We start from the raw sequence: 14,991 nt of genomic DNA, 5'->3' as shown, positions 1-14,991 counted from the left end.
CTCCCGTCCGTTCGTGGGCCGCGGCTACGGCCGCTGGTCGCCGTGGTCGTCGAGCTCGCCGACGACCGTCTCGGGGGGCAGCTCCACCTCGACGCGCTCCGCCGTCAGGCGGGCGGCGCGGCGGGCGTAGACGCGGTCGAACACGACCGCGACGACCGCGCCGACGAACGCACCGATCGTGACGCCCCACAGGCTGAAGTAGCCGACGAGGCCGCCGAAGCTGGTGTCGTCGTCCTGGCCGGGCAGGTTCATGGTGAGCGAGACCACGACCAGGGTCGCGAGGAAGCCGAGCACCGCGCCACCGACGATGAAGACCCCGAACTTCGGGGCACGGCGGATGGTGACCTCGTCGGGCGACGCCACCGCGTTGGGCGCCGGGACCGGGGTGCGGGCAGGGACGGCTGCCGGCTGCTCGTCGGGTCGATCGGTGTTGCTCACCCGACCATTGTCCCCCACTGTGGGACGTGCCGCGCCTGTGCGGAGCGCACGGTTCCGGGGGAGGATGGTCGTCACTGATCGGACGGCCGAGGGAAGGAGTGTGCCGCATGCGTGATCGGACCACCTCGCGCCGTGGCCGCCTGTCGGACTCGCCCGCCCGGACCGCCTGGCCCGTCGCGCAGCGCGCCGAGGAGGACCGCGCGGTCGCGGTCGTCGCCGAGCACCGCTGGAGCGTCGCGATCGTCGGTGCCCCCGGCCTCGGCAAGAGCACCGTCGCGGCACGGGTCACCGACCGCGTCGCGGCACGCGACGGCACCGGACGCACGGTCGTCGTGCCGATCACCGCGGTCGCCGCGAGCCGGTCGATGCCGTTCGAGGTCATCGCCGAGCGCTTCGGTGAGCTGCCGGCCTCGATCTCCGAGCTGTCCGACGACTCCACCGCCGAGGAACGCCTGGCCGCGATCGCGGACCTCGCCGACCGCGACGTGCTGCTCCGCGTCGACGACGCCGACCACCTCGACGCCGTGTCGGCGCGGTACGTCGCCTGGCTCGTGCGGCGGCAGGGTGCCCGGCTGGTGCTGACCTGCCGCGACTTCACGGCCCTGAAGGAACCGCTCCGCGCGCTGTGGCAGGACGACCTGCTGGAGCGCATCGACCTGCAGCCGCTCACGCTGCACGAGACCACCTCGCTCGTGACGGAGGCGCTCGGCTCGCCGCTCGAGATCGCCTCGGCGGAGCGCGTGCACCGCGCCACCGCCGGCAACCCCCTGTACCTGCGCGAGGTCGTCCGTGCCGCGCGCACGTCCGGAGCCCTCGACCACACCGCGACCGGGTGGTACTGGCGTGGTCGGGTCACGGCGTCCGACAGCCTGTCGGACATGTACCGCACGGAGCTCGGTGCCCTGCCCGAGGACCTGCGCGACGTCGTCGACATCGTCGCCCTCGCCGACCCGATCCCGCTCGGGCGCCTGCTCGGCCTGGTGTCCGGTGGCGACGTCGACCGGGTCGTCGCGCTCGGCCTCGTCCGCATCGACGCCCTCGAGGACGGCGCCGCGGTGGTGCGGCCGTCGCACCCGCTCGTCGGCGAGGTCATCCGCACGCTCGTGCCGGTGGCCCGGCGCACCGCGCTGTTCGCCCGCGCCAACGCCTTCCGCGCCGACCGGCCCGAGGGCGCTCCGCCCGCCGCGCGGCTCCGTGCCGTGCTGTGGTCGCTCGAGTGCGGCGTGCTGCCCTCCGTCGACCAGCTCGTCGACGCCGCGCAGGTCGCGGTGCGGCTGCAGGAGTACGAGAGCGGCATCGCGCTGGCCTCTGCCGCGCTCCGGACCACCCTGACGCCGACCGAGCAGGTGACGGCGCACTGCCTGCGCTCCCTCGCCCACTCGTACTCCGACGGCCGCGAGGCGGGGCGTGCGGACGCCGAGGCCGCCTGGGCCGTGGCCAAGCAGCACCGCGGCGCCGTGTCGGACGACGCCGTGATCGAGGCGTGCGAGACCCTGGCGAACATCCGGCAGTTCCACGACGACGACGTCGCAGCCGCCGTCGCGCTGACCGAGGCCGCGTCCCGGCTGGTGTCCGACGAGGCGGTCGAGCGACTGCGGTTGCTCCGCATGGCGCACCTCGGCTGGGGCGGGGACTTCGCCGAGGTCCGGGCGGAGGTCGAGCGCACCGGGATCGAGCACGCCCCGACGGTACCGGTGTCCTTCCTGGTGGTGGCTCCGTGCGCGGTGATGGCACTCGCGACCGCGGGACGGCTCGAAGCGGCCGCGGCACTCGCCCGCCGCGCGGTCGCCACGGCCATCGCCCACGTCGAGGACGCCCCCTGGAGCGTCGGCGAGAACACCTCGGTGCTGCACCAGGTGCAGGTGTGGCGCGGCGACCTGGACGACCTGGTCATCGAGGTCCCCGCGGGCCGGTCGAGCCCGTACCTGAAGTACGACTTCACGCTCGAGCTCATCGGCCAGGGCAACCTGGCGATCGGGCAGCGACGGTGGGACGACGCGATCGCCGCGTTCTCGGCCGCGTGCGAGCGGTACGACGTGGCCGACCACGGCGGGTTCGCGGCGTACCCGTGGGCGCGTCTGGCGATGGCGCACGCGTTCGCCGGCAACGCCGAGGAGGCCGCCGCCGCGCTCGACCGGGCCCGGACGACCCCCGAGCGCGCGATGCGCATCACCGGCGAGCAGGTCGCCGTGACGATCGCGTGGACCGAGTCCCTGCTCGGCAACCCCGCCGGGCTGCAGCACGCCGACGAGATCATCGCGCGGAGCACGGCGAACGGCTCGTGGACCCACGTGATGTACGGCCAGGCGCTGCACTACTCGGTGGCCATGCAGAACGGACGGGACACCGCGGCGGCACTCGACCGTCTGCGGGACGCCGCCGCCCGCGTCGACGGGCCGCTCGCGACCGCGATCGGGGAGTACGCCGACGCACAGCTCGCCGGCGACCAGACCCGGGTGCTCGCCGCGCAGCGCGTGCTCGCCTCGCACGGCATGTCGGTGGCGGCCGGCCAGGTGAAGCCCGCGCTGACGAAGCGCGAGTACGAGGTCGCCGAGCTCGCTGCGCAGGGGCTGAGCAACCGGCGGATCGCGGAGGTCCTCGGGCTGTCGACCCGCACGATCGACGCCCACCTGTCCCGCGTGTTCACGAAGTGGGACCTGCACGCCCGGTCGGAGCTCAGCGGCCTGATCTGAGCACGCGGGCGCGCACCAGCGACGCGGGAAGGTTGTGAGTTGCACCACGACTCGCCGCGATGGTTGACAGGTGGTGCGCAACATCGCGTAGTTTGGTCCCTGTCGCCGGGTTCGGACCCGTTCGGGTCGGGTCCGAATCCCGGCGACTTCCAGCGTAGGGACCCGGTCGATGCGCTCGCATCGGTAGGGACTACCTAATTCGCACCGGCGACCGGCAATCGCACCGGCAGGAACGCCGTCAGGTCGGCGCGCGATCCGGACGCGCTGACCCGCGCCTGCGCCACGGCGTCGTCCCAGGTGAGCGACGCCGTCGCGAGCGCGAGCCAGGTCGTCGCGTCCGTCTCGACCACGTTCGGCGGCGTCCCGCGCGTGTGGCGCGGTCCGGGGACGGCCTGCACGGCGGCGAACGGCGGGACCCTCACCTCGACGCTGTTACCGGGGACGTCGTCCGCCAGGCACTGCAGCGTCCACCGCACGGCGGTCGCCACGACCGGGCGCGACGTCTCCCCCCGCTGCACGGCGGCCAGTGCTGCGCGTCCGTCGGCGTCCTCGATCCTCCTGGGTGGCATCTGCACAGGCTAGCCCCGTGGATCGCGGGCGGCGTGTCGGGCTGGGTAGGGTGATCGGGTGCGAATCCTCGTCCTCGGTTCCGGTGCCCGCGAGCACGCGATCATCACGGCCCTCCTCGCTGAAGGGACGGGCGACGGGCAGGCCGCGCACGTCATCACGGCGGCGCCCGGCAACGCCGGCATCGCCGCCGACGTCGAGACCGTCTCCCTCGACCCGACGAACGGCGCCCTGGTCGCCGAGTACGCGATCGAGAACGGCGTCGAACTCGTCGTCGTCGGGCCCGAGGCCCCGCTCATCGCCGGCGTCGCCGACCCCGTCCGCACCCGGGGCATCCCGGTCTTCGGGCCGGGCAGGGCTGCCGCACAGCTCGAGGGCTCGAAGGCGTTCGCCAAGCGGATCATGGCCGAGGCCGGCGTGCCGACCGGCCGTCCGGTCTCCGCGAGCACGGTGGACGAAGCCGTCGCCGCCATCGACGAGCTCGGCGCACCCTACGTGGTGAAGGCCGACGGACTCGCCGCGGGCAAGGGCGTGCTGGTGACCGAGGACCGCCAGGCCGCCGTCGACCACGCCACGTACTGGTTGCAGCACGGCCCCGTGGTGGTCGAGGAGTTCCTGGACGGCGAAGAGGTCTCGCTGTTCTTCCTGAGCGACGGCCACGACGTCCGGCCGCTCAGCCCCGCACAGGACTACAAGCGCCTCGCCGACGGTGACGTCGGGCCGAACACCGGCGGCATGGGTGCGTACTCGCCGCTGCCGTGGCTGGCCGACCGCTGGCCGTCGGAGCAGGCGTTCGTCGACGAGGTCACCGACCTCGTCGCGCTGCCGACCGTCCGTCGTCTGGAGCACGAGGGCACGCCGTTCGTCGGCCTGCTCTACTGCGGGCTCATCGTGACCGAGCAGGGCGTCCGCGTGATCGAGTTCAACGCCCGCTTCGGCGACCCGGAGACGCAGGTCGTCCTCCCCCGCCTGGCGACGCCGCTCAGCCAGCTGCTGCTGGCCGCTGCGACCGGGCAGCTCGCCGGCGCCCCGGCGCCCGTGTTCCGCGACGAGGCCGCGGTGACGGTCGTGCTCGCGAGCGAGGGCTACCCGGAGAACCCGAGGACCGGCCGGGTCATCACCGGCATCGACGCCGCCAACGCCCGCGACGGTGTCTCGGTCGCGCACGCTGCCACCGGCGTGCTCGACGGTGGACTCGTCGCCACCGGTGGCCGCGTCCTCAGCATCGTCGCGACCGGGACCTCGTTCGCCGAGGCCCGCGAGCGGGCGTACGCGGGGCTCGGCGACATCGCCCTCGAGGGCGCGCAGTACCGCACCGACATCGCCGCGAAGGTCGCCCGGTGAGCGCCGCCGGGCAGATCGCCGGCTGGCGGCACGTCTCGTCGGGCAAGGTCCGCGAACTGTACGTGCCGGAGGGCACCCCCGACATCGCGAGCGCGTCCGAGCTGCTGCTCGTGGCGTCCGACCGGGTCAGCGCGTACGACTTCGCGCTGGAACCGCCCATCCCCGGCAAGGGCGAGCTGCTCACGCGGCTGTCGCGGTTCTGGTTCACGCAGCTCAGCGACGTGCCGAACCACCTGATCGGCCCGTCGTCCGGCGGCACCCCGGTCCCGCCCGAGGTCGAGGCGCGGGCCATGCACGTGATGCCGCTCGACATGTTCCCCGTGGAGTGCGTGGTGCGCGGCTACCTGGTCGGCAGCGGCTGGGCGGAGTACCAGCAGACGGGCAGCGTCTGCGGTGTCGCCCTGCCCGCCGGGCTGTCGAACGGCGACCGCCTGCCGGAACCGATCTACACGCCGGCGTACAAGGCGCCGCAGGGCCAGCACGACGAGAACATCTCGTACGAGCAGACGGTCGACCTGGTCGGCGCCGAGACCGCCGCGACGCTGCGTGAGCGCTCGCTGCACGTCTACACCGAGGCGGCGGCCATCGCCCTGGAGCGGGACGTCGTGATCGCGGACACGAAGTTCGAGTTCGGGCAGGACGCCACCGGCCGGATCCGGATCGCGGACGAGGTCCTGACGAGCGACTCGAGCCGCTACTGGGACGCCCGGTCCGCCGACCGCACCGACTCGTTCGACAAGCAGATCGTCCGCGACTGGCTCAGCGCGCACTGGGACCGCCAGGGCACGCCGCCGGTGCTGCCGGACGAGATCGTCAGCCGCACGGCTGCCCGGTACGCGGAGCTCATCGAGCGCCTCGGCGCCTGACGCGACGTCGAGCGCCTGACGCGACGTCGAGCGCCTGACGCCACGTCGAGCGCCTGACGCCACGTCGAGCGCCTCGCTGCGGCTACCCGCGCGGCCGCGCTACGCGTCGCGCGCCACCACGACCACCGTCAGGTCGTCGCCGGGGTCGTGCTCGGCCGCGCGCTGCCGCACCCGCTGCAGGAAGGTCTCGACGTCCGGCGACTGCCGGTAGAGCGCGCCGAGTTCGGACAGCGACGCGAGCGTCGAGTCCCAGAGCTCCAGCGCGCCGTCGGTGACCACGAGCAGGACGTCACCCGGCCGCAGGACGAGCGACCCCGCCGCCCGCGGCAGGCCCGCCGGGTGCAGTCCGATCGGCAGGTCCGACGACCGCATGATCCGCTCGTCGTCCTCGCGGAGCTGCAGGACCAGTCCGTGGCCGGCGTCGGTGAAGTCGAGGCGGCCAGTCGACGGCGTCAAGCGGCCGTGGAACATCGTCGCGAACGACTCGGCGCGACCGAACTCCGGGGCCACCTGCGCCTCGAGCTCGGCGACCGCGACCCCCGGGTCCAGGTCGCCGCGGGCGAGCAGGGCGCCGCGGAGGTTCGCCGCGAGCAGCCCGGCCGACATGCCCTTGCCCATCACGTCCGACACCGACAGGTGCAGCGCGTCCGGGCCGGAGCGGTGCCAGTCGTGGAAGTCACCGGCCACGACGCCGTGCGGGATCGACAGCCCGGCGATCCGGTAGCCGGGCAAGTCGACCGCCGGGGGCTCCAGGCCCGTCAGCACGGTGCGCAACCGGTCCTCGTCGGCGCCGGCCGCGAGCTCCCGCTCGGCCCACACCCCGAGTTCCTGCAGCAGTGCGAGGTCGTCCGGCTCGAGCGTGCGGGGCTGCGGGTCGATCAGGCAGAGCGTGCCGATCTTCAGGTCGTCGTCGCCGGCGCGGAGCCCGACGCCGGCGTAGAAGCGGACGTTCGGGTCGCCGACGACCATCGGCATGTCCGAGTACCGGTCGTCGGCGCTCGCGTCGGGGACGACCACCGGTCCGCGCTCACCGAGGGTGCGCCCGCAGAAGGTGTCCTGCAGCGGGATGACCGGCCCGAACCGCTGCTCGCTCTGCTGCGAGGCGATCGTCAGCGTGGACTCGCCCGCCAGGTTCAGGAAGGAGCCGGACACCCCGAAGGCCTCGCGGGCGATCCGGGTGATCCGCTCGAAGCGCTCCTCGACCCCGCCCTCGACGATGTCGAGCGCGGCGATCAGGGCAGCGCGGCGGACCGCATCGGCTCCTGCTGGTGCGGGCACGGACGTCGCGGTCTCCGGCTGCATGCGACCACGGTAACGCGCAGACCGGACAGGACCTGTCCCCAGTCCGGAGGGCGCGGTGCTCCCCGCGTGTCGGCGTAGCCTGGGAGGCGTGTTCCGCTCCGTCCCCGCAACCGTCCTCGGCGTCGCCGTGGCCGTCGCCCTGACCGGGTGTGGTGCGCACGACTCGACGGGACAGCTCTCCGTCACGGTGTCGGCGAACGCCGCGGAGCACCCGTACGAGGTCGAGGTGTTCGCGTCGACGGGCAAGCGCTCCGAGCACCAGCGGGTGTTCCCGGGCGGCACGGCCGACTTCGCGGGGGTCCCGCTCGGCGAGGTCACCGTCCGCGCCGGCGACCTGTGCCCGCAGTCGACGACCGTCACCGCCGATGGTGTGGCGTCGGTCGCCCTGACGACGACGGGTTGCTGACCGCCGCGCAGCAGCGCGACGGGCACGGTTCACGGCGCGGGCACCCGGTCCCACTCGTCGCCGTACCGCGACAGGACCGTCCAGCGCGAGACCGGCCAGGTCGTCAGGAACGCCCGCCCGACCACGTCGTCGACGGGCACGGTGCCGTGGACGCGGGAGTCGGCCGAGTTCGGTCGGTTGTCGCCCATCACCCAGATCCGGCCCGCCGGCACGGTGACCTCGAAGTCGTCCGCGGCGACGCGGTCCGATCCGGGCTGACGCACGACGTACGGCTCGTCGACCGCGTGGCCGTTGACGGACAGCCGCCCGTCGGCGTCGCAGCACGAGACGGTGTCGCCCGGCAGTCCGATCACCCGCTTGATGAGGTCGTCGCCCTGGCCCATCCCGAGCCAGCCGCCCGGGTCCTGGAACACGACGACGTCGCCGCGCCGCAGCGGCACGAGGCCGGGCACGAGCTCGTTGACGAGCACCCGGTCGCCGACCAACAGCGTGTCCTGCATCGACGCCGAGGGGATGAAGAAGGACCGCACCAGGTAGGCCTTCACCAGGAAGGACGCCAGGAGCGCCACCACCACGATGACCACGAGGTCGCGGAGGAACCGTCCCGTGCCGCGTGTCGTCCTGGTGGCAGCGTCGTCGGCGGTGCCGGGGCGGTCGGCGGCTCCGGGCTCGCTCAATGCGTCAACACCACCTTCACGGCACCGATCACGAGCGCCACGACGGCGAGCACGATCCCACCCCACAGCCCGACGAACGTGGGCCGCTGCCCGCTGAACCGCTGCACGAACACACCCACCAGGGCGATGCGCACGACCAGGATGACGAGCGCTGCGGTCTGCGCCCACCCCGCCGGCAGCAGTCCGGCCCACGACGCGGCGTAGAGCACGGCCGGGATCAGGCCCGACGTCGCGATCGGGTTGGCGTTCCGTGCGATCACGACGGCGGACTCACGGCGGTCGGTGTCGGACTCGGTGCCGTCGTCGCCCAGGCCGTGCGCCACCAGGTGCGCGAGCACGTGCGCCAGGTAGGTCAGCACCGCGGTCGCGAGCACCGCCCACACCGCCGCCCCGTGCTCGATCGCCTCGGGGTCCACGGCGATGGCGGCGGCGAGCACCGTGATGTTGCCGTAGATGTACGACGACATGCGGTCGCGCACGTGCGACAGCGGGAGGTGGCGCGGATCCGGGCGACCGGCACGGGGCCCTCGCTCGGGGCGGTGCGGCCGACGTGTTGCTCGCATCCGTCCATCTTGGCCCGACCGGCGGGCCGGCGGCGGCAGGAACCGTCCGACGCGCCCGTCCGGGCGGTCGCGTCCGGCAGACTGGGGACCGATCGGCGCGACGGCGCGTCGGACTGGAGGCACGCATGACGTCCGCACGACCCCTCGCCCTGGTGACCGGGGTGGGTCGCCGAGCCGGTATCGGCGCGGCCCTCGCCACCCGCCTGGCGACCGACGGCTGGGACCTCGCCATCTCGTGGTGGGGCCCGTACGACGAGCGCGTGAGCGGCGGGGCCGACCCCGACGGTGTCGATGCCGTGGTGCAGGAGTGCGAGGCCGCGGGCGCACGGGTGACGCGCCTCCCGGTCGACCTGGAGGACCCGGAGCAGGCGGCCGCGCTCGTCGGCCGCGCCGAGACGGAGGCGGGCGCGCCGGTCACGGCCCTGGTCATGTCGCACTGCGAGTCCGTCGACTCCGACTTCCGGAGCACCACGGTGGAGTCGTGGGACCGCCACTTCGCGGTCAACGCGCGGGCGCCGTTCCTGCTCGTGCAGACCTACGCTGCGGCACTCGAGCGCGCGGGCGACGCTGCTCCGCGCGACCGGCGTCGGATCGTGGCGCTGACGAGCGACCACATCGCGTACAACCTGCCGTACGGAGCGTCGAAGGGCGCGCTCGACCGGATCGTGTTCGGGGCGGCGAAGGAGCTCGGCGCCCTCGGCGTCAGCGCGAACGTGGTGAACCCGGGGCCGAACGACACCGGGTGGATGTCCGACGAGGTCAAGGGGTGGGCGGTCGAGGGCACGCCGCTCGGTCGGCTCGGACGCCCCTCGGACACCGCCGCGCTGGTCGGGTTCCTGTGCTCGGAGCAGGGCGCCTGGGTGAACGGGCAGCTGCTGACGTCGGACGGCGGGATCTCGAACCGCGCCTGATCCAGGGAATCGGTTGAAGCGTCATCGAATTGGTTGACGCGTCAACCATTCCGGCGCACACTGGGTGCATGCCACCGCACGAACTGCTCGCCGCCGACACCGGGATGGGCGCCGTCACGCTCCGCGTCGCCGACCTCGACGCCATGATCCGGTACTACCGCGACGGCGTGCGACTGTCGCTGCTCTCCCACGACGGCGGCGTCGCCGTGCTCGGTCGGGGCAGCACACCGATCGTGGTCCTCGAGCACGCCCCCGCGATGCGGCACGCCGGGCCCCGCGAGGCCGGTCTGTTCCACACGGCGATCCTGTTCGACTCCCGTGCCGACCTGGCCGCCGCGCTGTACTCGGTCGCCACGCAGTACCCGGCGGGCTTCACCGGCAGCGCCGACCACCTGGTCAGCAACGCGTTCTACTTCACGGACCCCGAGGGCAACGGCGTCGAGCTGTACTGGGACCGTGACCGCACCGAGTGGTCGTGGACGCACGGCATGGTCGACATGGACACGAAGTACGTCGACCCGAACGCCTTCCTGCGGTCCCACCTGACGCAGGACGCCCTGGACACCGCAGCGGCACGCCCGGGCAAGGTCGGCCACGTGCACCTGTCCGTCGGCGACGTCGCCACCGCACGCTCGTTCTACGTGGACACGCTCGGGTTCGAGACCACCGCCGGCTTCGGCGAGGCACTGTTCGTCAGTGCCGGCGGGTACCACCACCACATGGCGATGAACACCTGGAACTCCCGCGGCGCCGGGCGGCGACAGCTCGCACTCGGCCTGGGGCTCGTGCGCATCGAGGTCCCCGGCGCCGACGACCTCGGAGCCCTGACCGAGCGCATGCGGCACGGCGGCGTGGAGCTCGCCGACGACGGGCGGACCGTCGCGTTCGACGACCCCTGGGCGAACCGCATCGAGGTGACCGCGCCCGGTCGTGGCTGACGCCTCGCGGCACTTCGCGCTGCGCGACACCTCACGCACGCCCGGACCCGCGAGGTGTCGCGCAGCGCGAAACCTCCCCACACCGGCCGCCGGACCGGCAGGATGGACCCGTGACTGACGACATCCGGTGGGAGGTGGTCGAGGAGAGCACCCTGTCGCTCACCGACCACGAAGCGATCGCGGCACTGCTCGGGCAGGCGTTCCCCGACTGGTCGCACTGGTACGTGGGCGGGCGGGACTACGCCGGCATGCAGCCCGAGCGCCGGGTGATCGGCTGGGGCGCCGACGGCACGGTCCTCGCCCACCTCGGCATCCGCCGCATGTTCATCACGGTCGGCGGCCAGGACGTCCTGGTCGGCGACACCGGCATCGTCGCGGTGGCGCCGAAGCTGCAGGGCACGGGCGTCGGTCGCGAGCTGCTGGTGCGGACCAGCGCGGTCCTCGAGGGCCTCCGCGTGCCGTACGGCTTCCTCGGCGCCGGCGAGGACCGCGTCCCGTTCTACGCGCACATGGGATGGCACGAGGTCGCGGACGCCGTCGGCACCTTCTCGGCCTTCACCGCCGACGGCGTCGGCGTGACCGAGACCGAGCAGGGCGGCTGGATGGTGCTGCCGGTGGCAGCACAGCTCGAGGACTGGCCGACCGGACCGATCATGCTCAACGGCCAGCAGGTCTAGGACGCGACCGACGGACGGACGGGAGGCCCGGTACCAGCTGGTACCGGGCCTCCCGTCCGTCAGGTGGCAGGCGGATCAGGCCTCGACGGCGACCGTCTCCGGGTCCTCGTTCGACCCCGGCGCGCTCGGCACGACCGCGGCGCGCACGCGCGCGCCGAGGTCCGGGTCGACGTTGGTCCAGTAGGCGAAGACGCGCTCGCGCAGGTCGTCGCGGGTCACCTTCGAGACGTGGCCGGCGATGTTGCCGACCAGGCGCTCGCGGGCGGCGTCGTCCAGGACCTCGCGGTAGAGCGTGCCGGCCTGGCCGAAGTCGTCGTCCTCGGCGTGCAGCGTGGCGGCGGCGCGCTGCAGGGCGCCGTCGGACTCCCAGCCCGGCGTCTCGTCCGTCGCGGTCGGGTCGGCGTGCGCACCACCGAGGGTGTTCGGCGCGTACACCGGCACCTCGGCCTTCTGGAAGTCGAAGCGCATGGCGCCGTCCTTCGAGTACGAGTGCACCTCGTTCTTCGGGGCGTTCACCGGCAGCTGCGCGTGGTTCGTGCCGACGCGGTAGCGGTGGGCGTCCGCGTAGCTGAAGATGCGCGCGAGCAGCATCTTGTCCGGGCTCGCCGCGATGCCGGGCACGAAGTTCGACGGGGCGAAGGTCGCCTGCTCGATCTGCGCGAAGTAGTTCTCCGGGTTGCGGTTGAGCTCCATCGTGCCGACCTCGATGAGCGGGTAGTCGGCGTGCGGCCAGACCTTCGTCAGGTCGAACGGGTTGAAGCGGTAGCTCGCGGCGTCCTCGTAGGGCATGACCTGCACCTTGAGGGTCCAGCGCGGGTGGTCCTGGCGCTCGATGGCCTCGTACAGGTCGCGGATGTGGAAGTCCGCGTCCTCGCCGGCGATGCGGTCGGCGTCCTCCTGCGTCAGGGTCGCGTGCCCCTGCTCGGTGAGGAAGTGGTACTTCACCCAGAAGCGCTCGCCCTCGGCGTTGATCCACTGGTAGGTGTGCGAGCTGAAGCCGTCCATGTGGCGCCAGCTCGACGGGAGGCCGCGGTCGCCCATGAGCCAGGTGACCTGGTGCGCCGACTCGGGCGACAGGGTCCAGAAGTCCCACTGCATGTCGTGGTTGCGCAGGTGCGAGCCCGGCAGGCGCTTCTGTGAGCGGATGAAGTCGGGGAACTTGATGCCGTCGCGGATGAAGAAGACGGGAGTGTTGTTGCCGACGAGGTCGTAGTTGCCCTCGCTCGTGTAGAACTTCAGCGCGAAGCCGCGGGGGTCGCGCCAGGTGTCGGGCGAACCCTGCTCACCGGCGACGCTCGAGAAGCGGGCGAGCATCTCGGTCTGCTGGCCGGGCTGCAGGAACGCGGCACGGGTGTACCGGCTGACGTCCTGCGTGACGGTGAAGGTACCGAAGGCGCCGCCGCCCTTGGCGTGCACGACCCGCTCCGGGACGCGCTCACGGTTGAACTGGGCGAGCTTCTCGACCAGGTAGTGGTCGTGCAGCGCGAGGGGGCCGTCGGCGCCGACACCCATGGAGTGCTGGTCGCTCGAGACGGGCGCGCCGCTGTTGGTCGTGGTGGTCGGGGTGGCGGTCGGCGTGTTCTGGTCGGACACGGTTCCTCCTGTGGTGGGACGTCGGATCGGTCAGGGAAGTTCGGAGGGGCCGGCGTCGTCGCCGGGGGCGTCACGCTCCGCCGCGGCGCAGCGGTCGCAGATGCCCCAGTAGGTGACCTCGGCGGTCGTCACCGCGAAGCCGTGGGTCTCGGACGGCGTCAGGCAGGGCGCGTGGCCCACCGCGCAGTCGACGTCCTCGATCGCGCCGCACAGCGTGCAGACGATGTGGTGGTGGTTGTCGCCGGTCCGGCGCTCGTACCGTGCGGGGCTCCCCGCGGGTTCGATGCGCCGCACGAGCCCGACGCCGGTCAGGGCGTTCAGCACGCCGTAGACCGCCTGGTGGCTCGTGGTGGGGAGCTCGGCCGAGACGGCGGTCAGGATGTCGTCGGCGGTGGCGTGCGGCATCGCGTCGGCCGCTCGGAGCACCGCGAGTCGCGGGGTCGTGACCCGCAGGCCCGACGAGCGGAGCAGATCGGCATCGGCGTCCATGCTGCGCCTCTCTTTTGCAGGGATCAAGACAACACCGCAACTGTACACGAGCGCCGTGCCCGCTCCGTCGCGGCGACCCGACGGCGTCGCCCTCGTCGTCACGATCCGGTCGCGATCGGCTGGGACGGCGCTGATCCGACGCCGGCGCACGCTAGCGTCCGGACATGTCCACGCACCAGGGCCTGCCCGAGCAGGCGAACAGCGCATCGGACGTCCGGGGGATCATCGCGCAGCGGGACCTGGTCGTCGACCTCATCCGGACGGCCTGTGTCGTCCTCGTCGTCATCGTGCACGTCACGATGGTCGGCGTCGCCGCGGACGACCAGGGGGTGCGGGTGACGAGCCCGCTGCAGGAACTGCCCTGGTACGTCGCCGCCACGTGGGTCGGCCAGGTGATGCCGCTGTTCTTCGTGGTCGGCGGGTTCGCGAGCGCGGTCGGCTGGCGCAGCACGGTCGCCCGGGGCGCGCCGGACCCGGCCCGCGACTACGTCGCCACCCGCCTGGTCCGGCTGTTCCGTCCCGCCGTGCCGCTGTTCGTGTTCCTGGCGCTGGGGCTCGGCGTCGCGACGGCCGTCGGCACCCCGCCGGAGCTGCTCGCCGAGGTCGCGTTCGGCATCGGCTCCCCGCTGTGGTTCCTGGCGGCGTACGGCATCACCCAGTGCTGCGTCCCGGTCATGATGCGGCTGCACCAGCGGGCGCCCTGGGCCACCCTCGCCGTGCTGCTCGTGCTCGCCGGGGCGGTCGACGCCGTCCGCCTGGCCACCGGTGTCGCCGAGGTCGGGCTGCTCAACCTCGGCCCGGTGTGGCTCTTCGCGCAGCAGCTCGGGTTCCTGTGGGCCGACGGCTGGTTCGGCCGCCGCTCGAAGGCCCTGCTGCTGGGGATCGCCGTCGCCGCGTACGCCGCGCTCGTGCCGATGACCTCGGTCGGGCTGTGGGCGCCGGACATGCTGCAGGACCTCAACCCGCCGATGCTGCCGCTGGCGTTCCTCGCGATCGCGCAGGCCTGCCTGGTCCAGCTCGTGCACGCTCCGCTCACGCGGCTGATGCAGACCCGGGCGGCGCTCGGTGCGGTGTTCGTGCTCGGCCGCGACGGCATGACCATCTACCTGTGGCACCTGCCGCTGTTCATCGCGCTGAACGGCATCGCGTTGCTCGTCGGGGTGCCGTTCCCGACGCCGGGGTCCGGCCCCTGGTGGGCGTCGCGCGTCGTCGCACTGGTCGTGGTGCTCGCCGTCGCGCTCGGGGTCGCCCGTGCGCTCCGCTGGTTCGACCGACCCCTGCCCCGACTGCTGCCCGGAGCGGACCGGCCGGCCTGGCCGCTCGTCGCCGTCGCGGCGGTCTGCACGATCGGCCCGGCGTTCCTCGTCATGCAGCTGCACCTGTCGTTCCCGGTCGCGGTCGTCGGTGCCGTCGCCGTCCCGGTCGGGGTGTGGCTCCTGTCCCGCACGGTGCCCGCTCGTGCCCCTGCTCCCACTTCGTGAGCAGGAATGGTCGGGTGCCCGAAGGCGACCCGACCATTCCTGCTCA

Annotated in this window: 15 protein-coding genes; 8 read left to right on the top strand and 7 right to left on the bottom strand. The window is 73.0% G+C overall.

Going from position 1 to position 14,991, the window contains the following annotated elements; all coding sequences use genetic code 11:
• Positions 1-24: 24 nt before the first annotated feature.
• A complete protein-coding gene (locus I8920_RS02855; protein WP_198657685.1) occupies positions 25-438 on the bottom strand; it encodes a hypothetical protein in 414 nt (137 codons plus the stop codon).
• A 107-nt stretch (positions 439-545) separates the two neighbouring features.
• Here I8920_RS02855 and I8920_RS02850 point away from each other — a divergent pair, with 107 nt between their 5' ends.
• Positions 546-3,131, top strand: a complete 2,586-nt coding sequence (locus tag I8920_RS02850) for a LuxR C-terminal-related transcriptional regulator (protein WP_198657684.1) — start codon at positions 546-548, stop codon at positions 3,129-3,131.
• Positions 3,132-3,325: 194 nt separating this feature from the next.
• Here the strand turns inward: I8920_RS02850 and I8920_RS02845 are convergent, their stop codons facing one another.
• Positions 3,326-3,700 carry a sterol carrier family protein gene (locus I8920_RS02845; protein WP_198657683.1) on the bottom strand — a complete coding sequence of 125 codons (375 nt, stop codon included), beginning with the start codon at positions 3,698-3,700 and terminating at the stop codon, positions 3,326-3,328.
• A 58-nt stretch (positions 3,701-3,758) separates the two neighbouring features.
• Here I8920_RS02845 and purD point away from each other — a divergent pair, with 58 nt between their 5' ends.
• Entirely contained in the window at positions 3,759-5,042 is a 1,284-nt protein-coding gene (gene purD / locus I8920_RS02840; protein WP_198657682.1) for a phosphoribosylamine--glycine ligase, read from the top strand.
• The gene (locus I8920_RS02835) at positions 5,039-5,908 is read left to right on the top strand and encodes a phosphoribosylaminoimidazolesuccinocarboxamide synthase (RefSeq protein WP_198657681.1); all 870 of its coding nucleotides are present in this window, start codon (positions 5,039-5,041) and stop codon (positions 5,906-5,908) included. Before purD ends, I8920_RS02835 begins: the two co-directional genes overlap by 4 nt.
• Before the next feature lie 99 nt (positions 5,909-6,007).
• On the opposite strand, the gene I8920_RS02830 is transcribed toward I8920_RS02835, so the two are convergent.
• Positions 6,008-7,210: a PP2C family protein-serine/threonine phosphatase gene (locus I8920_RS02830; RefSeq protein ID WP_198657680.1), complete on the bottom strand. Its 1,203-nt coding sequence runs from the start codon at positions 7,208-7,210 to the stop codon at positions 6,008-6,010.
• An 88-nt stretch (positions 7,211-7,298) separates the two neighbouring features.
• On the opposite strand from I8920_RS02830, the gene I8920_RS02825 reads away from it, so the two are divergent.
• A complete protein-coding gene (locus I8920_RS02825; protein WP_198657679.1) occupies positions 7,299-7,616 on the top strand; it encodes a hypothetical protein in 318 nt (105 codons plus the stop codon).
• A gap of 29 nt (positions 7,617-7,645) precedes the next feature.
• Here the strand turns inward: I8920_RS02825 and lepB are convergent, their stop codons facing one another.
• Positions 7,646-8,293, bottom strand: a complete 648-nt coding sequence (lepB, locus tag I8920_RS02820; protein ID WP_198657678.1) for a signal peptidase I — start codon at positions 8,291-8,293, stop codon at positions 7,646-7,648.
• Entirely contained in the window at positions 8,290-8,772 is a 483-nt protein-coding gene (locus I8920_RS02815; RefSeq protein ID WP_198657677.1) for a hypothetical protein, read from the bottom strand. The genes lepB and I8920_RS02815 overlap by 4 nt, the downstream gene beginning before the upstream one ends.
• A 209-nt stretch (positions 8,773-8,981) precedes the next feature.
• On the opposite strand from I8920_RS02815, the gene I8920_RS02810 reads away from it, so the two are divergent.
• The 3 genes from I8920_RS02810 (at position 8,982) to I8920_RS02800 (ending at position 11,382) form a co-directional block, all read left to right on the top strand.
• The gene (locus I8920_RS02810) at positions 8,982-9,767 is read left to right on the top strand and encodes an SDR family oxidoreductase (RefSeq protein ID WP_198657676.1); all 786 of its coding nucleotides are present in this window, start codon (positions 8,982-8,984) and stop codon (positions 9,765-9,767) included.
• Positions 9,768-9,835: 68 nt separating this feature from the next.
• The gene (locus tag I8920_RS02805; protein ID WP_232832800.1) at positions 9,836-10,705 is read left to right on the top strand and encodes a VOC family protein; all 870 of its coding nucleotides are present in this window, start codon (positions 9,836-9,838) and stop codon (positions 10,703-10,705) included.
• Positions 10,706-10,815: 110 nt separating this feature from the next.
• Positions 10,816-11,382: a GNAT family N-acetyltransferase gene (locus I8920_RS02800; RefSeq protein ID WP_198657675.1), complete on the top strand. Its 567-nt coding sequence runs from the start codon at positions 10,816-10,818 to the stop codon at positions 11,380-11,382.
• Positions 11,383-11,457: 75 nt separating this feature from the next.
• Here I8920_RS02800 and I8920_RS02795 read toward each other — a convergent pair whose 3' ends face one another.
• Together I8920_RS02795 and I8920_RS02790 are read right to left on the bottom strand one after the other, a co-directional pair.
• Positions 11,458-12,975 carry a catalase gene (locus tag I8920_RS02795; protein ID WP_198657674.1) on the bottom strand — a complete coding sequence of 506 codons (1,518 nt, stop codon included), beginning with the start codon at positions 12,973-12,975 and terminating at the stop codon, positions 11,458-11,460.
• Between the two features lie 30 nt (positions 12,976-13,005).
• On the bottom strand, positions 13,006-13,464 hold the full coding sequence (locus I8920_RS02790) for a Fur family transcriptional regulator (RefSeq protein WP_198657673.1): 459 nt from the start codon (positions 13,462-13,464) through the stop codon (positions 13,006-13,008).
• A gap of 164 nt (positions 13,465-13,628) precedes the next feature.
• On the opposite strand from I8920_RS02790, the gene I8920_RS02785 reads away from it, so the two are divergent.
• On the top strand, positions 13,629-14,945 hold the full coding sequence (locus tag I8920_RS02785) for an acyltransferase family protein (RefSeq protein WP_198657672.1): 1,317 nt from the start codon (positions 13,629-13,631) through the stop codon (positions 14,943-14,945).
• Positions 14,946-14,991 lie beyond the last annotated feature (46 nt).

The organism is Curtobacterium sp. YC1 (assembly GCF_016267665.1).
GTDB lineage: Bacteria > Actinomycetota > Actinomycetes > Actinomycetales > Microbacteriaceae > Curtobacterium.
This window is presented reverse-complemented; position numbering and strand designations above follow the sequence as displayed.